The 18,593-nt window shown below is 65.8% G+C and carries 8 protein-coding genes; 5 read left to right on the top strand and 3 right to left on the bottom strand.

Features of this window, described 5'->3' with window-relative positions; genetic code table 11:
* Position 1: 1 nt before the first annotated feature.
* From JC607_RS15750 to JC607_RS15730, 5 genes are all read left to right on the top strand, one after another.
* The gene (locus tag JC607_RS15750) at positions 2-1,399 is read left to right on the top strand and encodes a hypothetical protein (protein WP_198837855.1); all 1,398 of its coding nucleotides are present in this window, start codon (positions 2-4) and stop codon (positions 1,397-1,399) included.
* Positions 1,400-1,664: 265 nt separating this feature from the next.
* Positions 1,665-8,192 carry a type I polyketide synthase gene (locus JC607_RS15745; protein ID WP_198837854.1) on the top strand — a complete coding sequence of 2,176 codons (6,528 nt, stop codon included), beginning with the start codon at positions 1,665-1,667 and terminating at the stop codon, positions 8,190-8,192.
* Between the two features lie 3 nt (positions 8,193-8,195).
* Positions 8,196-9,218 (top strand): glycosyltransferase family 2 protein, encoded by a 1,023-nt coding sequence (locus JC607_RS15740; RefSeq protein WP_198837853.1) that lies wholly within the window; start codon positions 8,196-8,198, stop codon positions 9,216-9,218.
* A gap of 3 nt (positions 9,219-9,221) precedes the next feature.
* Positions 9,222-13,952 carry a MupA/Atu3671 family FMN-dependent luciferase-like monooxygenase gene (locus JC607_RS15735; RefSeq protein ID WP_198837852.1) on the top strand — a complete coding sequence of 1,577 codons (4,731 nt, stop codon included), beginning with the start codon at positions 9,222-9,224 and terminating at the stop codon, positions 13,950-13,952.
* Positions 13,953-14,097: 145 nt separating this feature from the next.
* Positions 14,098-14,622, top strand: a complete 525-nt coding sequence (locus tag JC607_RS15730; RefSeq protein ID WP_198837851.1) for a 4'-phosphopantetheinyl transferase — start codon at positions 14,098-14,100, stop codon at positions 14,620-14,622.
* A gap of 6 nt (positions 14,623-14,628) precedes the next feature.
* Here JC607_RS15730 and JC607_RS15725 read toward each other — a convergent pair whose 3' ends face one another.
* Genes JC607_RS15725 through fdhF form a run of 3 tightly spaced genes read right to left on the bottom strand, consistent with a single transcriptional unit; the run spans position 14,629 to position 18,593 of the window.
* Positions 14,629-14,862 carry a formate dehydrogenase subunit delta gene (locus tag JC607_RS15725; RefSeq protein ID WP_233092942.1) on the bottom strand — a complete coding sequence of 78 codons (234 nt, stop codon included), beginning with the start codon at positions 14,860-14,862 and terminating at the stop codon, positions 14,629-14,631.
* Positions 14,852-15,664, bottom strand: coding sequence for a formate dehydrogenase accessory sulfurtransferase FdhD (gene fdhD / locus JC607_RS15720; protein ID WP_370584829.1), 813 nt, complete (start codon positions 15,662-15,664; stop codon positions 14,852-14,854). The genes JC607_RS15725 and fdhD overlap by 11 nt, the downstream gene beginning before the upstream one ends.
* Positions 15,665-15,683: 19 nt before the next feature.
* A complete protein-coding gene (fdhF, locus tag JC607_RS15715; RefSeq protein ID WP_198837849.1) occupies positions 15,684-18,593 on the bottom strand; it encodes a formate dehydrogenase subunit alpha in 2,910 nt (969 codons plus the stop codon).

Below are 18,593 nucleotides of genomic sequence, written 5' to 3'. Positions count from 1 at the left end.
GATGTCATCGACGATCGCCCTGCTGGCGCTTTTGATCTGGCCCTTCGTGGTCTGGGTTTTCTACAACCGGATGGGGCCGGGCCGGGCGCTGATCTGGTCGGTTCTGGCCGGCTATATGTTTTTGCCAGAGCTGGCGAAGATCGACCTGCCGATGCTGCCGGACCCCGATAAACACATGCTGCCGGCACTGGCGGCGGCGGTGATCTCCTGGCTGATGCTGGGCAGGAGCCTGCCGGTTTTCACCGGCAATAGGATGGTCAGGGTTCTGGTCGCGGGTTTTCTGATCTCGCCCGTCTTTACCGCCCTTCTGAACACAGACCCGATTTTCCTTGGCCATGGCCGCGAGATCCAGGGCATGCGGATCTATGATTCCATCGCCATCACGGGCACCGAGGCGATGTATCTGCTCCCGCTGTTCCTTGCGCGGCGCGATCTGGCCACGCCTGAGGCGATGCGCGACCTTCTGATGGCGCTGACGATCGCGGCGCTGCTTTACACCGGGCCGATCCTGATCGAGACGGTGATGTCGCCGCAGCTGCATATCTGGGTCTATGGCTATTTCCAGCATGACATGTCCCAGGCGGTGCGGTTTGGCGGCTGGCGGCCCTTTGTCTTTATGCCGCATGGGCTTTGGGTGGCGTTTTTCGTGCTCTCCTGCCTGATTGCGGCGGGGATGCAGCTGCGGCTGGGCCCGGCGCCGGCGCGGGTCTGGCAGCTGCCGGTCTTCCTGCTGACCTGCGCGCTTCTGATTCTGTGCAAGAGCTTTGGCCCCATCGCCTATGCGCTGGCCGCCGCGCCGCTGGTCTTTCTTGCGACCCCGCGCCAGATCCTTGGGGTTGTCGGGCTGCTGGCGGTGGTGGTGATCCTCTATCCGCTTTTGCGCGGCGCCCATCTGGTGCCGGTTGACTATATTTCCAGCTTTGCCGGCGATCTGAGCGAGGACCGCGCCCAGAGCTTTGGCTATCGGCTGATGAATGAGGATCTGCTGCTGGCCCGCGCCGCCGAGCGCCCCCTTTTTGGCTGGGGCGGCTATGGGCGCGGCTTCCTCTATGATCCGGCGACCGGCATCGTCGAGACGGTGGCGGATGGCGCCTGGATCATCCGGATCGGGGCATTCGGCTGGGTCGGCTATCTCGTGCAATTCGGGCTCTTGTGCCTGCCTTTGTGGCTCCTTGCGCGCGAGGCGCGGCTGAAACCCGGATCGGTGGGCCTGCCGGCGGCGGGGGTGGCGCTGATCCTCGGGCTGAATCTAGTTGATCTTTTGCCCAATGCGACACTGACGCCGCTGAGCTGGCTGATGGCGGGCGCGATCCTTGGTCAGGCCGAGGCTTTGCGGGCCCTGCGCGAGGCCTCGCTTGCAGATTTGCAGCGAAACCAGCCCCGCCGCACCCTTATCTGAGCAGGCCTGGCCATCAGACTGTATGAAACCCGGCCGGGCCTGCGCCAAATGCGGCGCAAATGTGGCATTAATGCGGCGGGCTTATGGCATTGTTGCCCTGCGGGATAAGAACTGGTCACAGCCGCGCGCAGGGTATGAGTTTGCCTTAAATTGAGCTAGATTAACGCGGATAATCAACAGACTGGCAGGGGGCTGTCTGTCAGGGCCGGAGCGCTTCTGTTCCACCCCGGATCCCCTGAGCCACTGAACCGAAGTGATGGATGATATGACGCGCAGACCCCCAGGTGTGGCCGCGACCGACATTGCGATTGTCGGCATGGCCGCGCATTTGCCGGGCGCGGGTGATATTTCCGCCTTTTGGGACAATCTGCGCGGCGGCGTGGAATCGATCCGGGTGCTGTCGCGCGAGGAACTGCTGGCTGCGGGCGAGAGTGCAACAAAGATGGCGCGGCCGAATTACGTGCCAGCCGCCGCCGTGCTCGATGGGTTCGAGACCTTTGACGCCGACTTCTTCGGGTTTTCCCCGAAAGAGGCCGCGATCCTTGATCCGCAGCATCGCCAGTTTCTTGAGGTCGCCTGGGAGGCGCTGGAAAATGCCGGCCATCCACCGGAGAAATTCCCCGGCGCCATCGGGGTCTGGGCCGGCTGCGGCATGGGGTCCTATTTCTATTTCAACCTCTGCTCGAACCCGGATCTCGTTGAAGAGACCGGCATGTTCCTTCTGCGCCATACCGGCAATGACAAGGATTTCCTCGCCACCCGCGCGAGCCATATCCTTGATCTCAAAGGCCCTTCGGTCAATGTGCAGACCGCCTGTTCAACCTCGCTGGTGGCGATCCATTACGCCTCGCAGGCGCTCTTGAACGGCGAATGCGATATGGCGCTGGCGGGCGGCGTCACCATCGAATTGCCCCATGCGCGGGGCTATCTGTTCCAGGAGGGCGAGATCCTGTCGCCGGACGGGCACTGCCACGCCTTTGACCACCGCGCGCAGGGCACGGTCTTCGGCTCGGGCGCGGGCTGTGTGGTCTTGCGCCGCGCGGTCGATGCGATCCGCGATGGCGATCATATCTGGGCCATCCTGAAGGGCACTGCGATCAACAATGACGGCGCGGCCAAGGCGGGCTATCTTGCGCCTTCGGTCGATGGGCAATCGGCCTGTATTGCCGAGGCTCAGGCCCTGGCGGGCGTCACTGCCGATAGCGTTACCTATATCGAATGCCATGGCACCGGGACCTATCTCGGCGACCCGATCGAGGTCGCGGCACTGACCGGGGCCTTCCGCGAGACCACGGATGCGGTCGGCCATTGCCGCATTGGTTCGGTGAAAACCAATATCGGCCATCTCGACACTGCCGCCGGGGTGGCGAGCCTGATCAAGGTCGCGCTCTCGCTGCATCACCGCGAATTGCCGCCGAGCCTTGGCTATGAGGCACCGAATCCCTCGATTGATTTCGAGACATCACCTTTCCGCGTCAATGACCGGCTGACCCCCTGGGAGGCTCCGGTCTTGCGCGCGGGCGTCAACAGTCTGGGCGTCGGCGGCACCAATGCCCATGCCGTGCTGGAAGAGGCGCCTTTGCGCGCCACATCGGAAGACAGCGACTGGCCGTTCCAGCCGCTGGTGATCTCGGCGCGTTCAAAAGCCGCGCTTGACGGCCAGGCGGCCCGGCTCGCCGCGCATCTGCGCGCGCATCCCGACCAGAAGCTGGCCGATGTGGCTTTCACGCTGAAAGAGGGCCGCCGTGCCTTTGAGAAACGCCGGGTGATTGTCGCGGCAAGCCACACAGAGGCGGCGGGCCTGCTGGAGGGCGCCAATCCGCGCCTTGTCTTCAATCATGACCATCTGGGCGACAATCCCGAAGTCGTCTTCATGTTCCCCGGCGGCGGCGCGCAATTTGCCGGCATGGCGCGCGATCTTTACGAGACTGAGCCGGTTTTCAAAGACTGGATGGACCGGGGCCTTGCGGTGCTTGAGCCGCAGCTGGATTACGATATCCGCGCGCTCTGGCTGCCCGAAAAGGGCGCCGAGGTTGCGGCGGATCAGGCGCTGAAAAAGCCCTCGGTACAGCTGCCGCTGATCATGATCACCGAATATGCGCTGGCGAGGCTTTATGAAAGCTGGGGCGTCACCCCCGCCGCGATGATCGGTCATTCGATGGGCGAGAATACGGCGGCTGCTTTGGCCGGTGTGATGTCATTCGAGGATTGCATCGGGCTGGTCCTGTTGCGCGGCCGGCTGTTTGACACGGTGGCGCCCGGCGGCATGCTTTCGGTGCCGCTGCCCGAGGCGGATCTGGCGCGCTACTGGGCCGATGATCTTGATATGGCTTCGGTCAATGCGCCGGGGCTTTGCGTGGTCTCGGGCCCGGATGCGGCGCTGGATGCGCTGGCTGCACGGCTGGCCGCAGATGAGGTCGAGACGCAGCAGATTGCGATCAATATCGCCGCGCACAGCCGGATGCTCGCACCGATCCTGCCCGCCTTTGGCGATTACCTGCGCAGCATTCGCCTCTCTGCGCCGCAGATCCCGATCATCTCGAACCGCTCGGGCAAGGTGCTGACGGATGCCGAGGCGACGGACCCGGATTATTGGGTCGCGCATCTGAGAAATACGGTGAACTTCCAGGCCGGGCTGGCGGAACTGACCGCGGTGTCGGGCCGGGTCTATATGGAAATGGGGCCGGGCCGCGCGCTTTCTTCGCTTGCGGGGGCCAATGGGGTCGGGCCGGGTCAGGTGGTGCCGGCCTTGCGTCACCCCGAACAGAAGATCGCCGATGATGCCTGGCTTATTGGGTCTGTCGCGCGGCTCTGGGCTTGCGGCGTCGCGGTGGACTGGGGCCAGATCTGGGGCGGGCGTCTGCGCCAGCGCGTGCCGCTGCCCTCCTATGCCTTTCAGCGCAAACCGTTTTTTATCGCGCCGGGCGAGGCCGCGCCGCTGGCGACAGAGCTGCCCGCGCGGGTGGAAGACCTGACCGGCTGGGGCTGGAAACGGCACTGGACCCCTTCGCCGGCAGGCTTTGACATTGATGATCTGGGCGAGGCGGCACCTGCAAGCTGGCTGGTCTTTGCTGATGAGGCCGGGCTTTGTGCGTTGGCGGCAGATCGGCTGCGCGCGGCGGGGCATCGGGTGATCCTGGTGCATCCGGGGGACAGTTTCCGCGCCCTCGGCGAGGATCGCTACAGCCTTGCGCCCGAGCGCGGGCTGGAAGGGTATGAAGCCCTGATCCGTGAACTGGCGGGGCGGGGGATTGCACCCTCAAAGGTGCTGCATGGCTGGCTGGTGACGAAAGACGAGAGCTTTCGACCCGGCTCGAGTTTCGCGCAAAGGCTGATCGAACAGGGATTCTGGTCGGCCTTGTTCCTGTTGCAGGCCATGGCGGGCGAAAACCTTGCTCAGGGGGTGAAGGTCACCTTCCTGACGAATGGCGCGGTGGCAGCGAAAGGCTCTGTGCTGCGCTGGCCGGAAAAGGCCCTGTTGCGCGGGCCGGTGCTGGTGGCGGGCAAGGAATTGCCAGGCGTTGCGCTGGCGCAGCTGGATCTGGAGCTGCCGGTCTTGCGGCGCGGCGAAAGCCTGCCCGACACGCTGATTGGCGCGGTGATCGAAGAGGCGCTCACCCCTGAGGGTGGTGTGGCCGCCCTGCGTGGCGCGCGGCGCTACGCCGAAGGGCTGCGTCCGGCGCCTTTGCCCGAGGCGGGGTTCGAGCTGCCTTTGGGTGCGCATGTGCTGATCACCGGCGGATTCGGCGGGATCGGGCTGACGCTGGCCGAAGATCTGATTCGCGCGCGCGCAGCGAAAGTCACGCTGATTGCGCGGTCGCGCCTGCCGGAAGGGGCTGCGCGCGCGGCCTGGCTGCGGGCCCATGCGCCCGAAGATGCGGTATCGCGGCGGATTATGGCGGTGGAGCGGCTCGAGGCGCTGGCGCGTGAGAGCGGCGGCGGGATCGCGCTGGCCCGGGCCGATGTGGCCAATCTGTTCGAGATGCAGGCGGTGGTTGAGGCTGCGGTCGCGCGTATGGGTCCGGTGGATGCGGTGATCCATGCGGCGGGGATGGTGGCGGATGGGCCGATCCTTGGCAAGGATCCGGGCAGTGTGGAAGAGGTGTTCGCGCCGAAGCTGCATGGGACCGGGGTGATTGACCGGCTGTTCCCGGACGGGAGGCTGAAGCTTCTGGTGCTGTTTTCCTCGACTTCGACGGTGACGGGGCCGGCGGGGCAGGTCGATTATGTGGCGGTGAATGAATATCTGAACGCCTTTGCCGAGGCGCGGGCCGGGGGGGCTACGCGTGTGGTCGCGCTCGACTGGGGGATCTGGCAGGGCGTCGGCATGGCGGCCGAGAGTCTCGCGGACCGGATGGGGCGCGAGGCGGCGCCGCCGGTGCCGGTGCGCCAGCCGATGCTGACGGCGGCCGGGTTTGACGTTGCGGGCAACCGGATCTTTACCGGTGATCTGTCCTGTCAGCAGTGGATCTTCGAGGGCCATCGCACCCGCGAGGGTCAGGCCTTGCTGCCGGGGACCGGCTATCTGGAACTGGCGGCCGAGGCCTGGGCCTTGCAGGAGGGGACCGTCGGGGCGCCGGGGACTGGCGCCGGGTTCGGGATCCGTGATCTGACCTTCTTTGCGGCGCTTGATCTCGCGGAAAGCGAGATGCGACCCCTGCGGGTGCGGCTGAGCCGCAGCGAGGAAGGCTATGATTTCGAGGTGCAGACGCTGATGCGGGCGGGAGGCCGGGAGGGCTGGGCCACCCATGCCACGGCGCGGCTGCTTGCGCTGACCGGAGAACAGGCCGCGATCCCGCCGGGGATCGACCCCGGCGGGATCGCGGCGCGGCTTCGCGCGCCCGAGATGGGCCAGCCGCAGGAGGGGGAGGCAGAAGGCTGGCTTCCCAGCCCGCAGGAGGCACATCTGGCCTTTGGCCCGCGCTGGCGGGTGTTGCGTTCGCGCGCTTATGGCGCGGGGGAAGGGCTGGCGCGGCTGTCGCTGCCGGAGGCCTTCCGGCGGGAGGTGTTCGCGGGCGATCCGGTTGGAGGCGAGCCGGTTGCGGGCGGGCCGGGGGGGGGCTGGCTTTTGCATCCGGCGCTCATGGATCTGGCCACCGGCTGGGCGATGGATCTGATCGCGGGGTATCAGCCTGACCGGCTCTGGGTGCCGCTGTCTTACGGATCGGTGCGGGTCCTTGCGCCGCTGAGCGCTGACCTCGTCAGCCATATCTGCACTGCGGGCGAGAACCGCGCTGACCGGCCGACCGCCGTGTTTGACATCACGCTTGCCACACCGGAGGGCCGGGTGCTGGTTGAGATCACCGGCTTTACCATCCGCCGGCTGGATGCGGCTTTGTCCTTTCCGGCCCCTGATCCGCGCCTGCTGGAGGCGCCCGAGGGTGGCCCCGCACGGGCGCTGTCACCGGCGGAAGAGCGGCTGATGATGGCGTTCCGCCAGGGCATCCGCCCGGAAGAGGGGGCCCGGGTCTTCGGCCGCGCGCTGAATACGGGGCTGTCACAGATCCTTGTGTCTTCGCTGGATCTGCCGGCGCTGGTGCGCCAGACTGCGGCCGTCACTGAGGCGCGCAAATCGGGGCAGAGCTTTGAACGCCCCGATCTCGACACGGATTACATCGCGCCGCGAGATGATATCGAGCGCAGCCTGACCGGCTTCTGGCAGGATCTGCTCGGGGTTTCGCAGGTGGGGGTCGAGGATAATTTCTTCGATCTCGGCGGGCATAGCCTGATCGCGGTCCGGCTTTTCGCGATGGTGAAAAAGACCTGGGCGGTTGATTTTCCGATCTCGGTTCTCTTTGAGGCGCCGACCGTGGCGGCCTGTGCGGGCCTGATCCGCGAGGCGGCGGGGATCACCGGTGAGAGCCTGGTTGCGAGCGGGGGCGCGGATGCAGGGCAGGTGCCGGCGGGGAAGGCCGTGAAACAGCCGCGCCGCTTCACCCATCTGGTGCCGATGACGCCCGAGGCGGGGAAGTCCGGCACGGCACCGGGCGCGAAGACGCCCTTCTTCCTGGTGTCCGGCATGTTCGGCAATGTGCTGAACCTGCGCCATCTGGCGCAGCTTGAAGGGCGGGACCGGCCGTTTTACGGCCTCCAGGCCCGGGGTCTTTACGGCGAGGATCAGCCGCATGATGATTTCACCGAGGCTGCGCGCGATTACATCGCCGAGATCCGTCAGGTGCAGCCGTCGGGGCCCTACCTGCTGGGCGGTTTCTCGGGCGGCGGGCTGATCGCCTGGGAAATGGCGCGCCAGCTGGAGGCTGAGGGGGAAGAGGTGGCGCAGCTGGTGCTCCTGGATACGCCTTTGCCGATGCGCCCCGGCCTCAGCCGCCGCGACAAGGCGCTGATCAAGCTCGCGGAATTGCAGCGCAAGGGGCCCGGCTATCTGGCGGAATGGGCGAAGAACCGGCTCGACTGGGAGCGGCGCAAACGTGCAGGCGCCCCGGTTGAGGAAGAGGGCTTCCATAACAGCGCCATCGAGGCGGCGTTCCGCGCCGCGCTGCCGCGCTATCAGATGAGCCCGCGCAACGGCGCGACGGTGCTGTTCCGGCCAGAGCTGGATCGGCACTGGCAGGTCTCGGGCGGGAAATGGGTCTCGGCGGCGAAGGAATATGTGTTCGAAGACAATGATCTGACCCGTTTCGCCCCGAAGCTGCGGGTGATCGAAGTGCCGGGAGATCATGATTCGATGGTGCTGGAGCCGAATGTGCGTGTGCTGGCGGCGGCGCTGAAGGCGCTGCTGGCCGAGGCTGAGGCTGAGGCGCAGGACGACACAGTGGCGACGGCGGCGGAATAGGCGATGGCAAAGGTTCTCACCATCATTCTCAACTGGCGCTCGCCGGAGATGACGCTGCGCTCGGTCGAGGCGGCGCTGGTCGCGATGCGGGGAATCGCGGGTGCGATCACCATTGTCGATAATGATTCCGGCGATGGGTCCTTCGAGATCATGCAGGCGGGGGTCACGGCGCGCGGCTGGGACCGCGCGCAAACCCCGGTCCGGGTGCTGCAATCGGGGCGCAATGGCGGCTTTGGTGCCGGGAATAACGTTGGTATCCGGGCGGGCCTGCCGGAGGGGTTTGCGGCGGGGTTTGCGGGCGGATCACGACCGGATTACGCCTATGTGCTGAATTCGGACGCTTTTCCGGCGCCGGATGCGATCCGGGTGTTGCTGGACCATCTGGAGCGGACACCTGCAACCGGCTTTGCCGGCAGCTATATTCACGGCGAGGATGGCACCCCGCACCACACCGCCTTTCGCTATCCGACCGCGCTGAATGATTTTGAACGCCATATCCGGCTGGGGATGGTTTCGCGGGCGATGAAAGACAGCATGGTTGCGATGCCGCTGCCGGACCGGGTGACGCGGGTCGACTGGCTGGCCGGCGCCAGCCTGATGATGCGGATGGATGTGCTGGACCGGATCGGTCTCTTTGATGAGCGGTTCTTCCTGTATTACGAGGAAACCGATCTTTGCCTGCGCGCCGCCCGGGCCGGTTTTCCGACCGATTATGTGCCCGAAAGCCGGGTGGCGCATATCGGTTCGGTCTCGACCGGGATGGGGAAATGGCAGCGGATTCCCGGTTTCTGGCTGGATTCGCGGCTGCATTATTTCGCCAAAAACCATGGGCGCGGCTATGCGGCGGCGGCGACGGTTCTGGCGGCCCTTGGCGGTGTGATCTGGCGGGCGCGGCTACTGGTGCAGCGCAGGCGTGACCGCATCGATCCGCCACATTACCTCCGCGATTTGATTCTACATGATATTCGTCGTGGCTTTGGCATGAGCCCGGAGCCCGTGACCGACCATTCCCGGAAAGAGACCTGAGATATGAGCCTGACCGCCATCCTGATCGGCAATGAGACGCTGACGCGCGAATGTGGCGCGCTCTGGCTGGCGCGCGGGCATCGGATCGTCGCGGTGGTCAGTGAGGCGGGGCAGGTCCGGGACTGGGCGCGGGGGGCAGGGCTGATGCTTTGCGATCCGGGCGATTTACCGGAGGCGGACTGGATTCTCTCGGTCGCCAATCTGCGGCTGTTGCCGCCCGAAGTGCTGGGGCAGGCGTCAAAAGGTGCGGTGAATTTCCATGACGGGCCCTTGCCGGAACATGCCGGGCTGAATGCGCCGGTCTGGGCGATCCTTGCGGGTGAGACGCGGCATGGCGTGACCTGGCATCTGATCGAGGGCGGGATTGATCAGGGGCGCATCTTTGCGGAGCGCCGGTTTGACCTCGACGCCGATGAGACGGCACTGACGCTGAACACACGCTGTTTCGAGGCAGGGCTCGACAGTTTCCCCGAGGTGATGGCGGCGCTGGAACGTGGCGCGGTGCCGCGCGCGCAAAGTGTGGGGGACGGTGTGATGCATCGCGGCGCGGATCGGCCGGCGGCGATGGGGCGGATCGATTTCACGCGGCCTGCGGCCGAAGTGGTGCGTCTGGTCCGTGGCCTTGATCACGGGCGCTACTGGAATCCGCTGACAACGGCGAAAATCGACACCGGGTCTGAGGTTCTGAATGTCGGTGCGGCTGAACTGGCGGCGGGCGATGGCGTGCCGGGCGCGGTGCTTGATGCCGGGCCGGAGGGGCTGGTGGTGGCCTGCGGCGCGGGGGCGGTGCGGCTCGACCGGCTGTGCTGCCAGGTCTCGGGCCGGGCGGTGTCGGCTGAGGCGGTGACGGCGGCTGCCTTGCCTCTGTTGGCTGCGGCTGAGGCGGAGGAGCTGACGGCGGAGCTTGCAGCGCTTGTGCCGCAGGAGGCGCGGCTCCGGGCGGCGCTTCTGGCGCTGCATCCGGTTGCCCTGCCGGTGGTGTCTCCGATGGTGTTGCGGGCGGAACAAGGCGGCATGGCTGACTGGCGCCGGATTCCGTTCGGGCGGCGGCACGGGCTGGGGGCGCTTGCGCTGGCCGGCCTCCGCGCAACCGGAACCACCGCCGGCGATTTCGCGAGGGCGGCGAAAGGCCGTGCCGGATATATCGCGGCCTGGGAGCCTTTGCGCGCGGGGGGCGAGGCAGCCGGTGAGACGGTGATGGCGGCGCTGGCGTCGGTTGAGGCGGCACTGGCACGCCCGGCGACGGGCTGGCCGCTGGATCTGATGGCGCGGGATGCGGCGCTTATGAGCGTGGCGGTGCCTCCGGTCGCACTGTCTGAGGCAGAGCCGGTCCAGGGGGCCGGGCTGGTGCTGACGCCGGAGGCAGTGCTCTGGGATGCGGCGCGTCTGGACGAGGTGGCGGCGCAGGCGCTGGCATTGCGGATCGACTGGCTGGCGGGGGAGGTTGCACGGGCGGTTACAGCCGCCAAAGATCTGCGTCTGGCGGATCTGCCGGCGCTGACGCCTGCGGAATATGACCTTGTGATCAAGGATTTCAACCGGACGGCGGTGGAGCATGACCGCGCCGTCATGGTTCACACGGCTTTTGAGGCCCAGGTGGCGCGGACACCCGATGCGCCGGCGCTGGCCTTTGAAGGCGAGGAGCTCAGCTATGCCGCGCTGAATGCCCGGGCCAATCGGGCGGCACATGTGCTGCGCGAGATGGGGGTCGGACCCGGCGTGCTGGTTGGGCTGTCCACCCGGCGCAGCGTCGATCTGGTGGCAGGCGCGCTGGCGATCCTGAAAGCGGGCGGCGCCTATGTGCCGATGGACCCGGCCTATCCGGCCGAGCGGCTGGCTTTGTTCGCGGAAGACAGCGGCGCCCCGGTGATCGTGACGCAATCGGATCTGGCGGCGGGTCTGCCCGCAGGCGTGGAGAGGCTGGTGCTGGACCAGGACCCGCGCCTTGCCCTGGCCCCCGGAACCAATCCGGTGAGCGGCGCGCGGCCCGAAGATGTCGCCTATATGATCTATACCTCGGGTTCGACCGGGCGGCCCAAAGGGGTGCAGGTCGAGCACAGGAATGTCGCGAATTTCTTCACCGGTATGGATCACCGGATCGGGCCTGAGCCAGGGGTCTGGCTCGCGGTGACCTCGCTGTCTTTCGACATCTCGGTGCTGGAGCTGTTCTGGACGCTGGCGCGCGGCTTTAAGGTGGTGATTTCCTCGGATGAGAACCGGGCGCTGGTTTCGGGGGCGCGGATCACTTCGGCGAGAGCGATGGATTTCTCGCTGTATTACTGGGGCAATGATGACGGGCCGGGGCCGAAGAAATACCAGCTTTTGCTGGATGGCGCGCGCTTTGCCGATCAGAATGGCTTTGTCGCGGTCTGGACGCCGGAGCGGCATTTCCACGCCTTTGGCGGCCCCTATCCGAACCCGAGCGTGACCGGCGCGGCGGTGGCGGCGGTGACCTCGACTATCGGGGTCAGGGCGGGGTCGGTGGTGGCGCCGCTGCATCATCCCGCCCGGATCGCCGAGGAATGGGCGGTGATCGACAATCTGACCGCAGGGCGGGCGGGGCTCGCCTTTGCCTCGGGCTGGCACCCGGATGATTTCGTGTTGCGCCCGGAAAATGCGCCGCCGCATAACAAGGCGGCGATGTTCCAGGCGATCAGGGATGTGCGGGCGCTGTGGCGCGGCGAAGGGGTGGATTTCCCCAAAGCGGATGGCACGACATTTACGGTAAAGACCCAGCCGCGCCCGGTGTCTGCAGAGCTGCCGGTCTGGGTGACGACCGCCGGCAACCCGGAAACCTGGGCCGAGGCGGGCCGCGCCGGGGCCAATGTGCTGACCCATCTTCTGGGCCAGTCGATTTCCGAAGTTGCGGAAAAGATTGCGCTTTATCATGGCGCGCTGCGCGAGGCCGGCCATGATCCGGCTGCATTCACCGTCACGCTGATGCTGCATTCCTATATCGCGGCCACGCGGGAGGAGGCGCGGGCTGTCGCCGAGGCGCCGATGAAATTCTATCTCGCCTCGGCGGCGGCTCTGGTGAAGCAATATGCCTGGGCCTTCCCGGCCTTCAAAAAACCGGCGGGCGCGGCCACTCCGATGGATATCGACCTTGCGGCTTTGTCGGCAGAAGAGAATGACGCGATCCTCGATTTCGCTTTCCAGCGCTATTTCGAGGATTCGGGGCTTTTCGGCACCATCGAGGATGCGCTGGACCGGGTGGAGGCGCTGAAGGCGATTGGCGTGGGCGAGGTGGCATGCCTTGTCGATTACGGCATCGCGCCGGAGGTGGTGCTGGAGGGGCTGAAGCCTTTGGCAGAGGTTGTGCGGCTGGCCAATCAGGGCGGGCCGGCGCCGGATGATTTCTCGATCGCGGCGCAGATCCATCGCCATGATGTCACGCATCTGCAATGCACGCCGTCGATGGCGCGGATGATCCTGATGGATGATGAAAGCCGCCGCGCGCTTGCGGGTATCCGGACGATGATGGTTGGCGGTGAGGCCTTGCCGGGCGCGCTGGCAGCGGAGGTGAAGGCGGCCGGGGTTGGGCGGCTTCTGAACATGTATGGCCCGACGGAAACGACGATCTGGTCTTCGGTGGAGGAGGTTCTTGCGCCGGAGCCGGTGGTCAATATCGGGACGCCGCTTGCGAACCAGCAGCTTTATGTGCTGGATGGCGCGCGCCGGCCCGTGCCGCCAGGCGTCGAGGGTGAGCTCTGGATCGGCGGCGAGGGCGTGACCCGGGGCTATTGGCAGCGCCCGGACCTGACGGCAGAGCGCTTTGTCGAAAACCCCTTCCATTCTGGAGCAGGCGGGGCGGGGCGGATGTACCAGACCGGAGACCTCGTCCGGCTGCGCCCGGATGGGCGGGTCGATTATATCGGACGGGCCGACGCCCAGGTGAAGCTGCGCGGCTACCGGATCGAGCTGGGGGAAATCGAGGCGGTGCTTGAGGCGCAGCCGGGGGTGACCCAGGCGGTGGTGATGGTGCGGGAAGATCAGCCGGGCGATCTGCGGCTGGTGGCCTATATCGGCGGCGGCGCGGGTGAGGCGGAATTGCGGATGGCGCTGGCGCGGGAGCTGCCGGAGCATATGAGGCCTGTGCATTATGTTGCGCTGGAGCGCTTCCCGCTGACACCGAACCGCAAGGTGGACCGTAAGGCGCTGCCGGCGCCGCTGCGCTTCTTGCCCGGGGACGGGCCAGCAGCGCCGGAGGCCCTGGCGCCTGTGGCGGCGTCTGCTGTCGCGCCGTCGCAGCCCGGCCTGGAGCAGGGCGTGGGGGATCGCGCCCTTGATCCCGCGACTGGCCCCGCGAACGGCCCCACGAACGGTTCTGGGGATGACCCGGCGATCGGCACTGAGATCGCAAAGATCTGGGCGCGGGTGCTGGGGGTGGCGCGGGTCGGGCCGAAGGACAATTTCTTCGCGCTTGGCGGCCATTCGCTGCTGGCGGTTCAGACCCATCGCGAGATCCGCGAGCGCCTGCCGCAGGTGAAGGTCTCGATCACCGATATCTTCCGCTTCCCGGTGCTCGACGCTTTGGTTGCGCATATCTCGGGCAGTGCACTTACTGCGGTTATGCCGGTGCGGGCGCCGGTTTTTGCGCCCGCTTCTGCCGCGGCGGCGCCGGTGGCTCCGGTTCAGGTTTCGCCCGCTCCGGTGGCGCTTGCGACCGGGCTTGACGAGACTATGGCGCGGCGCCGGGCGATGCGGCTGGCGCGTCGGGGCCTGGATGCCTGATCCGGGGATGCCTGACCTAGGGAGGCCTGATCCGGGCGAGACCCTGGCGGCGCGGGCGGCAGAATTGTTGCCGGCGGGGTGTTGTACCGCCTCTGCCGACCCGCGCCGCACATGGCCGCTATGGCCGGGTGAGGAGGGCAAAGGCATGGTTCCGAGGCGCCTGGCGGAATTTTCCGCCGGGCGGTATGCGGCGCGTCTTGCAATGGTGGCGGCAGGGCTGCGGCCGGTTGCAGTGCCAAAGGCGCCGGACCGGGCGCCGGTCTGGCCTGTTGGCCTTGCGGGTTCGATCAGCCATTCGGATCTGGCCTGTATCGCGGCGGTCTCGACCGGTCTCGCCGGTCTCGGCCTGGATCTGGAACCCTTGCGCCCGCTGGACCCCGCTGTTGCGGCGCTGGTGCGGGGGCCGCAGGACCAGGTCGTTGCAGAGGGTGATCCGGGGTTGCTGGTATTTTGTGCAAAGGAGGCGGCTTATAAGGCGCAATATCCGCTGACGCGCCGGCTTTTTGGGCCCGAGATGCTGGCTGTGACCATCACAGGCGCGGTGTTCCGGGCGCGATTTCTCGCGGCGGTTGCGCCTTTTGAAAGCGGTGCCGGGATCGAAGGGCGCATCACCCTATGTGCCGGGCATGTGCTGGCAGTGGCCTGGATCGCGACCCGGGCCACCGCCTGAGCAGGGTCAGGCCGGATCGGGGCGGCGGATCTTTTCAGAGGCCTTGATCACCAGCGGGCGCAGGCCCTCGCCGCCGGCATCGATCAGCTGAAAGAACTGGCGGCGCATCCGGGGTTCCCAGAAGTCGTTGATATGGCTGGAAAGACCCTCGATGCCTTCGGCCTCGGGTTTGCTCTCCATGAACATGGCGATCTGGTTTGCCATGCGCGAGATTTTCGGGTTGATGCCGTCAGTTTGCATGGGATTGCTCCGTCACGATGCGGTCAGAATGGGTGAAAAGCTCGAACCGCTCCGGGCGGGTGAGCGCGATTACGGTAATGCCGAGATGGTCGGCCAGCGCCACGGCGTCAGCAGTCGGGGCCGAGACCGCGATCAGCATCCCGGCGCCGATGGCCGCGACCTTCTGCACCATATCGGTCGAGACGCGGCTGGTCAGGACGACCGCGCCTTCGGGATGATCGTGGCGGATCAGATGACCCGCGAGTTTGTCGAGCGCATTATGCCGCCCGACATCTTCGCGCGCCGCGAAAAGCCCGCCCGGCACCCAGTAAGCGGCGCAATGGGCGGCGCGCGTCACGTCATGCAGCGGCTGATGCGCGGGCAGGGCGGCGATGGCCTCGCGCACCTCAGCCGGGGTCATGCGGAAAGGGGAGGGCGCTACGGGCGGCAGTTCACGCAGCGCCTCGTTGATACTGTCGATACCGCAGAGCCCGCAGCCGACCGGGCCGGCCATGGTGCGGCGGCGTTTGGCCAGCCGCGCCTCGGCCTCAGGCACCAGCCAGGACTGCACGTCAATGCCGCGCTCGCCTTCGACCACGGTGATTTCTTCGACCTCATGCGGGCGGGCAATACCTTCGGTCAGCGCGAAACCATAAGCGAAATCAACCAGATCCGCAGGGGTCGCCATCATCACCGCCTGGGTGGTGCCATTGAAAGACAAGGCCACCGCAAATTCCTGCGGCAGGGTGCGATTGCCCTGTTCGATTGTTTCCGTGCCATCCCGCGCCCCGAAGAAGAGGCGCGGAACGGGCTTTGCACCCATGGTCATTTCAGCCTCCGCCTTACTCCGCAGCGGGCAGGATGCGGCGCGACAGGGTCGCCTGAGCGTTATACTCTTCCTGCCAGTCCGATGGCCCGTTCGAGGGGCTGACCTGCACCGCTGTCACCTTATATTCCGGGCAGTTGGTCGCCCAGTCCGAGAAATCGGTGGTGATGACGTTAGCCTGGGTGTCGGGATGGTGGAAGGTGGTATAGACCACGCCCGGCGAGACCTTGTCGGTGATGTCGGCCCTGAGCGAGGTCACACCGGCGCGCGATGCAAGCCGCACCCAGTCCCCGTTGCGGATGCCGCGGTTCTCGGCGTCATGCGGGTGGATTTCCAGCAGATCCTCGGGGTGCCAGGCGGTGTTGTCGGTGCGCCGTGTCTGAGCGCCGACGTTATACTGGCTGAGGATGCGGCCGGTGGTCAGCAAGAGCGGGAATTTCGGCCCGGTCTTTTCATCGGTCGCGACATATTCGGTGCGGATGAACTTGCCCTTGCCGCGCACGAAACCGTCGACATGGACCAGCGGCGTGCCTTCCGGTGCCTTATCGTTCACCGGCCATTGCACCGAGCCCATGGTCTCGATCTTCTCATAGCTCACACCGGCGAAAGACGGCGTGGTCATGGCGATCTCTTCCATGATCTGGGCAGGGTGGGTGTAGCCCCATTTTGCCCGGCCCTGGTCTTCCAGCATGCGGTTCGCGAACATCTGGGTGATTTCCCAGTCGGCATAGCCCTGTTTCGGGGCCATCACCTTGCGGACCATATTGATGCGGCGCTCGGCATTGGTGAAGGTGCCGTCTTTTTCCAGGAAGGACGACCCCGGGAAGAAGACATGCGCGTAATTCGCGGTCTCGTTCAGGAAGAGGTCATGGACAATGACGCATTCCATCGCAGCAAGGCCCGAGGCGACGTGATGGGTGTCCGGGTCGGATTGCAGGATGTCTTCGCCCTGGCAATAGAGGCCTTTAAAGGTGCCCTCGACCGCCGCGTCCAGCATGTTCGGGATCCTGAGGCCGGGTTCCGGGTCGATCTTCACATCCCAGAGCGTCTCATAGATCGCGCGGACTTCCGGGTTCTTGACGTGGCGATAGCCCGGCAGTTCATGCGGGAAGGACCCCATATCGCAGCTGCCTTGCACGTTGTTCTGCCCGCGCAGCGGGTTCACGCCAACGCCGGGGCGGCCGATATTTCCGGTCAGCATCGCGAGGTTTGCGATGCCGATGACGGTGGTCGAGCCCTGGCTGTGCTCGGTCACGCCGAGGCCATAGTAAATCGCCGCATTGCCGCCGGTGGCGTAGAGACGGGCCGCGCCGCGCACTTCTGCGGCCGGAACGCCGGTCAGCATCTCGATCGCCTCGGGCGAATGACGCGGGTCGGCGACGAATTCCATATAGTCCTGGAATTCATCCCAGTCGCAGCGGGTGCGGATGAACTCTTCGTTGTAAAGACCCTCGGTCACGATCACATGTGCCAGCGCGGTGACCACGGCCACGTTGGTGCCGGGCTTCAGCGCGAGGTGATGTTTGGCGCGGTAATGCGGGCCTTCGACCGATTCCGTACGACGCGGGTCGACGACGATCAGCTTTGCCCCTTTACGCAGGCGCTTTTTCATCCGGCTGGCAAAGACCGGGTGGCCGGAATGCGGGTTGGCGCCGATCACCAGGATCACGTCAGCCGCTTCGACCGAGTCGAAATCCTGGGTGCCGGCCGAGGTGCCGAAGGTCTGGCCGAGCCCATAGCCGGTCGGCGAATGGCAGACACGGGCGCAGGTATCGGTGTTGTTGTTCTGGAAGACGGCGCGGGTCAGTTTCTGAACGAGGTAGGTTTCCTCATTGGTGCAGCGCGAGGAGGTGATCACGCCGACCGACTGACGGCCATATTTCTCCTGGATCGCCTTCATGCGCGAGGCCGCGAAATCCATCGCTTCGGTCCAGGACACTTCCTGCCAGGGATCGTTGATGCTGTCGCGGATCATCGGATTGAGGATCCGGTCCTTATGGCTGGCATAGCCGTAAGCGAAACGACCCTTGACGCAGGAATGGCCGCGGTTCGCCTTGCCATGCTTATAGGGCACCATACGCACCAGCTCGTCGCCGCGCATCTCGGCCTTGAACTGGCAGCCGACGCCGCAATAGGCGCAGGTGGTGACGACAGACTTATCCGGCGTACCGATCTCGAGCACCGATTTCTCAATCAGGGTTGCCGTCGGGCAGGCCTGGACGCAGGCGCCGCAGGAGACGCAATCCGAGGCGAGGAAGCTGTCATCCTTGACGCCGGCATGGATGCGGCTCTCAAAGCCACGGCCTTCAATGGTCAGCGCGAAAGTGCCCTGAACTTCTTCGCAGGCACGAACGCAACGGTTGCAGACGATGCATTTCGACGGATCATAAGAGAAATAGGGGTTCGAGTCGTCCTTCGGCAGCCAGTCGATATTGGCTTCGCCCGAGGTGTTTTTCGCAAGGAAGTGATTGGCTTCCGCCTCATAGCGCACATCGCGCAGGCCAACGGCACCGGCCATATCCTGAAGCTCGCAATCGCCATTGGCGCCGCAGGTCAGACAGTCCAGCGGGTGGTCGGAGATGTAAAGCTCCATCACGCCTTTGCGCAGCTGCTTCAGCTTGCCGGTCTGGGTCTTGACCCTGATCCCGGGCGCGACCGGCGTGGTGCAGGAGGCGGGGGTGCCGTTGCGGCCCTCGATCTCGACCAGACAAAGCCGGCAGGATCCGAAAGCATCAATGCTGTCGGTCGCACAAAGCTTCGGCACGGTGATGCCAAGCTCGGCGGCGGCGCGCATGATCGAGGTGCCCTCGGGCACGGTGACCTCAAAGCCGTCGATTTCCAGCGTCACTTGCGTCTTCGACTTCGACGCGGGCGTGCCCATGTCGCGGTCGGAGAACATCGGGGCGGGGATGATGAAATCTTTCAT

The organism is Paracoccus sp. IB05, from assembly GCF_016405985.1.
Taxonomy (GTDB): Bacteria; Pseudomonadota; Alphaproteobacteria; order Rhodobacterales; family Rhodobacteraceae; genus Pseudogemmobacter.
Note: the sequence above shows the minus strand (reverse complement) of the source record. Positions and strands in the feature narration are given on the sequence as shown.

Coding starts and splice junctions, on each gene's coding strand:
- JC607_RS15750 (WP_198837855.1), top strand. CDS start 2: ATGTCATCGACGATCGCCCTGCTGGCGCTTTTGATCTGGCCCTTCGTG.
- JC607_RS15745 (WP_198837854.1), top strand. CDS start 1,665: ATGACGCGCAGACCCCCAGGTGTGGCCGCGACCGACATTGCGATTGTC.
- JC607_RS15740 (WP_198837853.1), top strand. CDS start 8,196: ATGGCAAAGGTTCTCACCATCATTCTCAACTGGCGCTCGCCGGAGATG.
- JC607_RS15735 (WP_198837852.1), top strand. CDS start 9,222: ATGAGCCTGACCGCCATCCTGATCGGCAATGAGACGCTGACGCGCGAA.
- JC607_RS15730 (WP_198837851.1), top strand. CDS start 14,098: ATGGTTCCGAGGCGCCTGGCGGAATTTTCCGCCGGGCGGTATGCGGCG.
- JC607_RS15725 (WP_233092942.1), bottom strand. CDS start 14,862: ATGCAAACTGACGGCATCAACCCGAAAATCTCGCGCATGGCAAACCAG.
- fdhD (WP_370584829.1), bottom strand. CDS start 15,664: ATGGGTGCAAAGCCCGTTCCGCGCCTCTTCTTCGGGGCGCGGGATGGC.
- fdhF (WP_198837849.1), bottom strand. CDS start 18,593: ATGAAAGATTTCATCATCCCCGCCCCGATGTTCTCCGACCGCGACATG.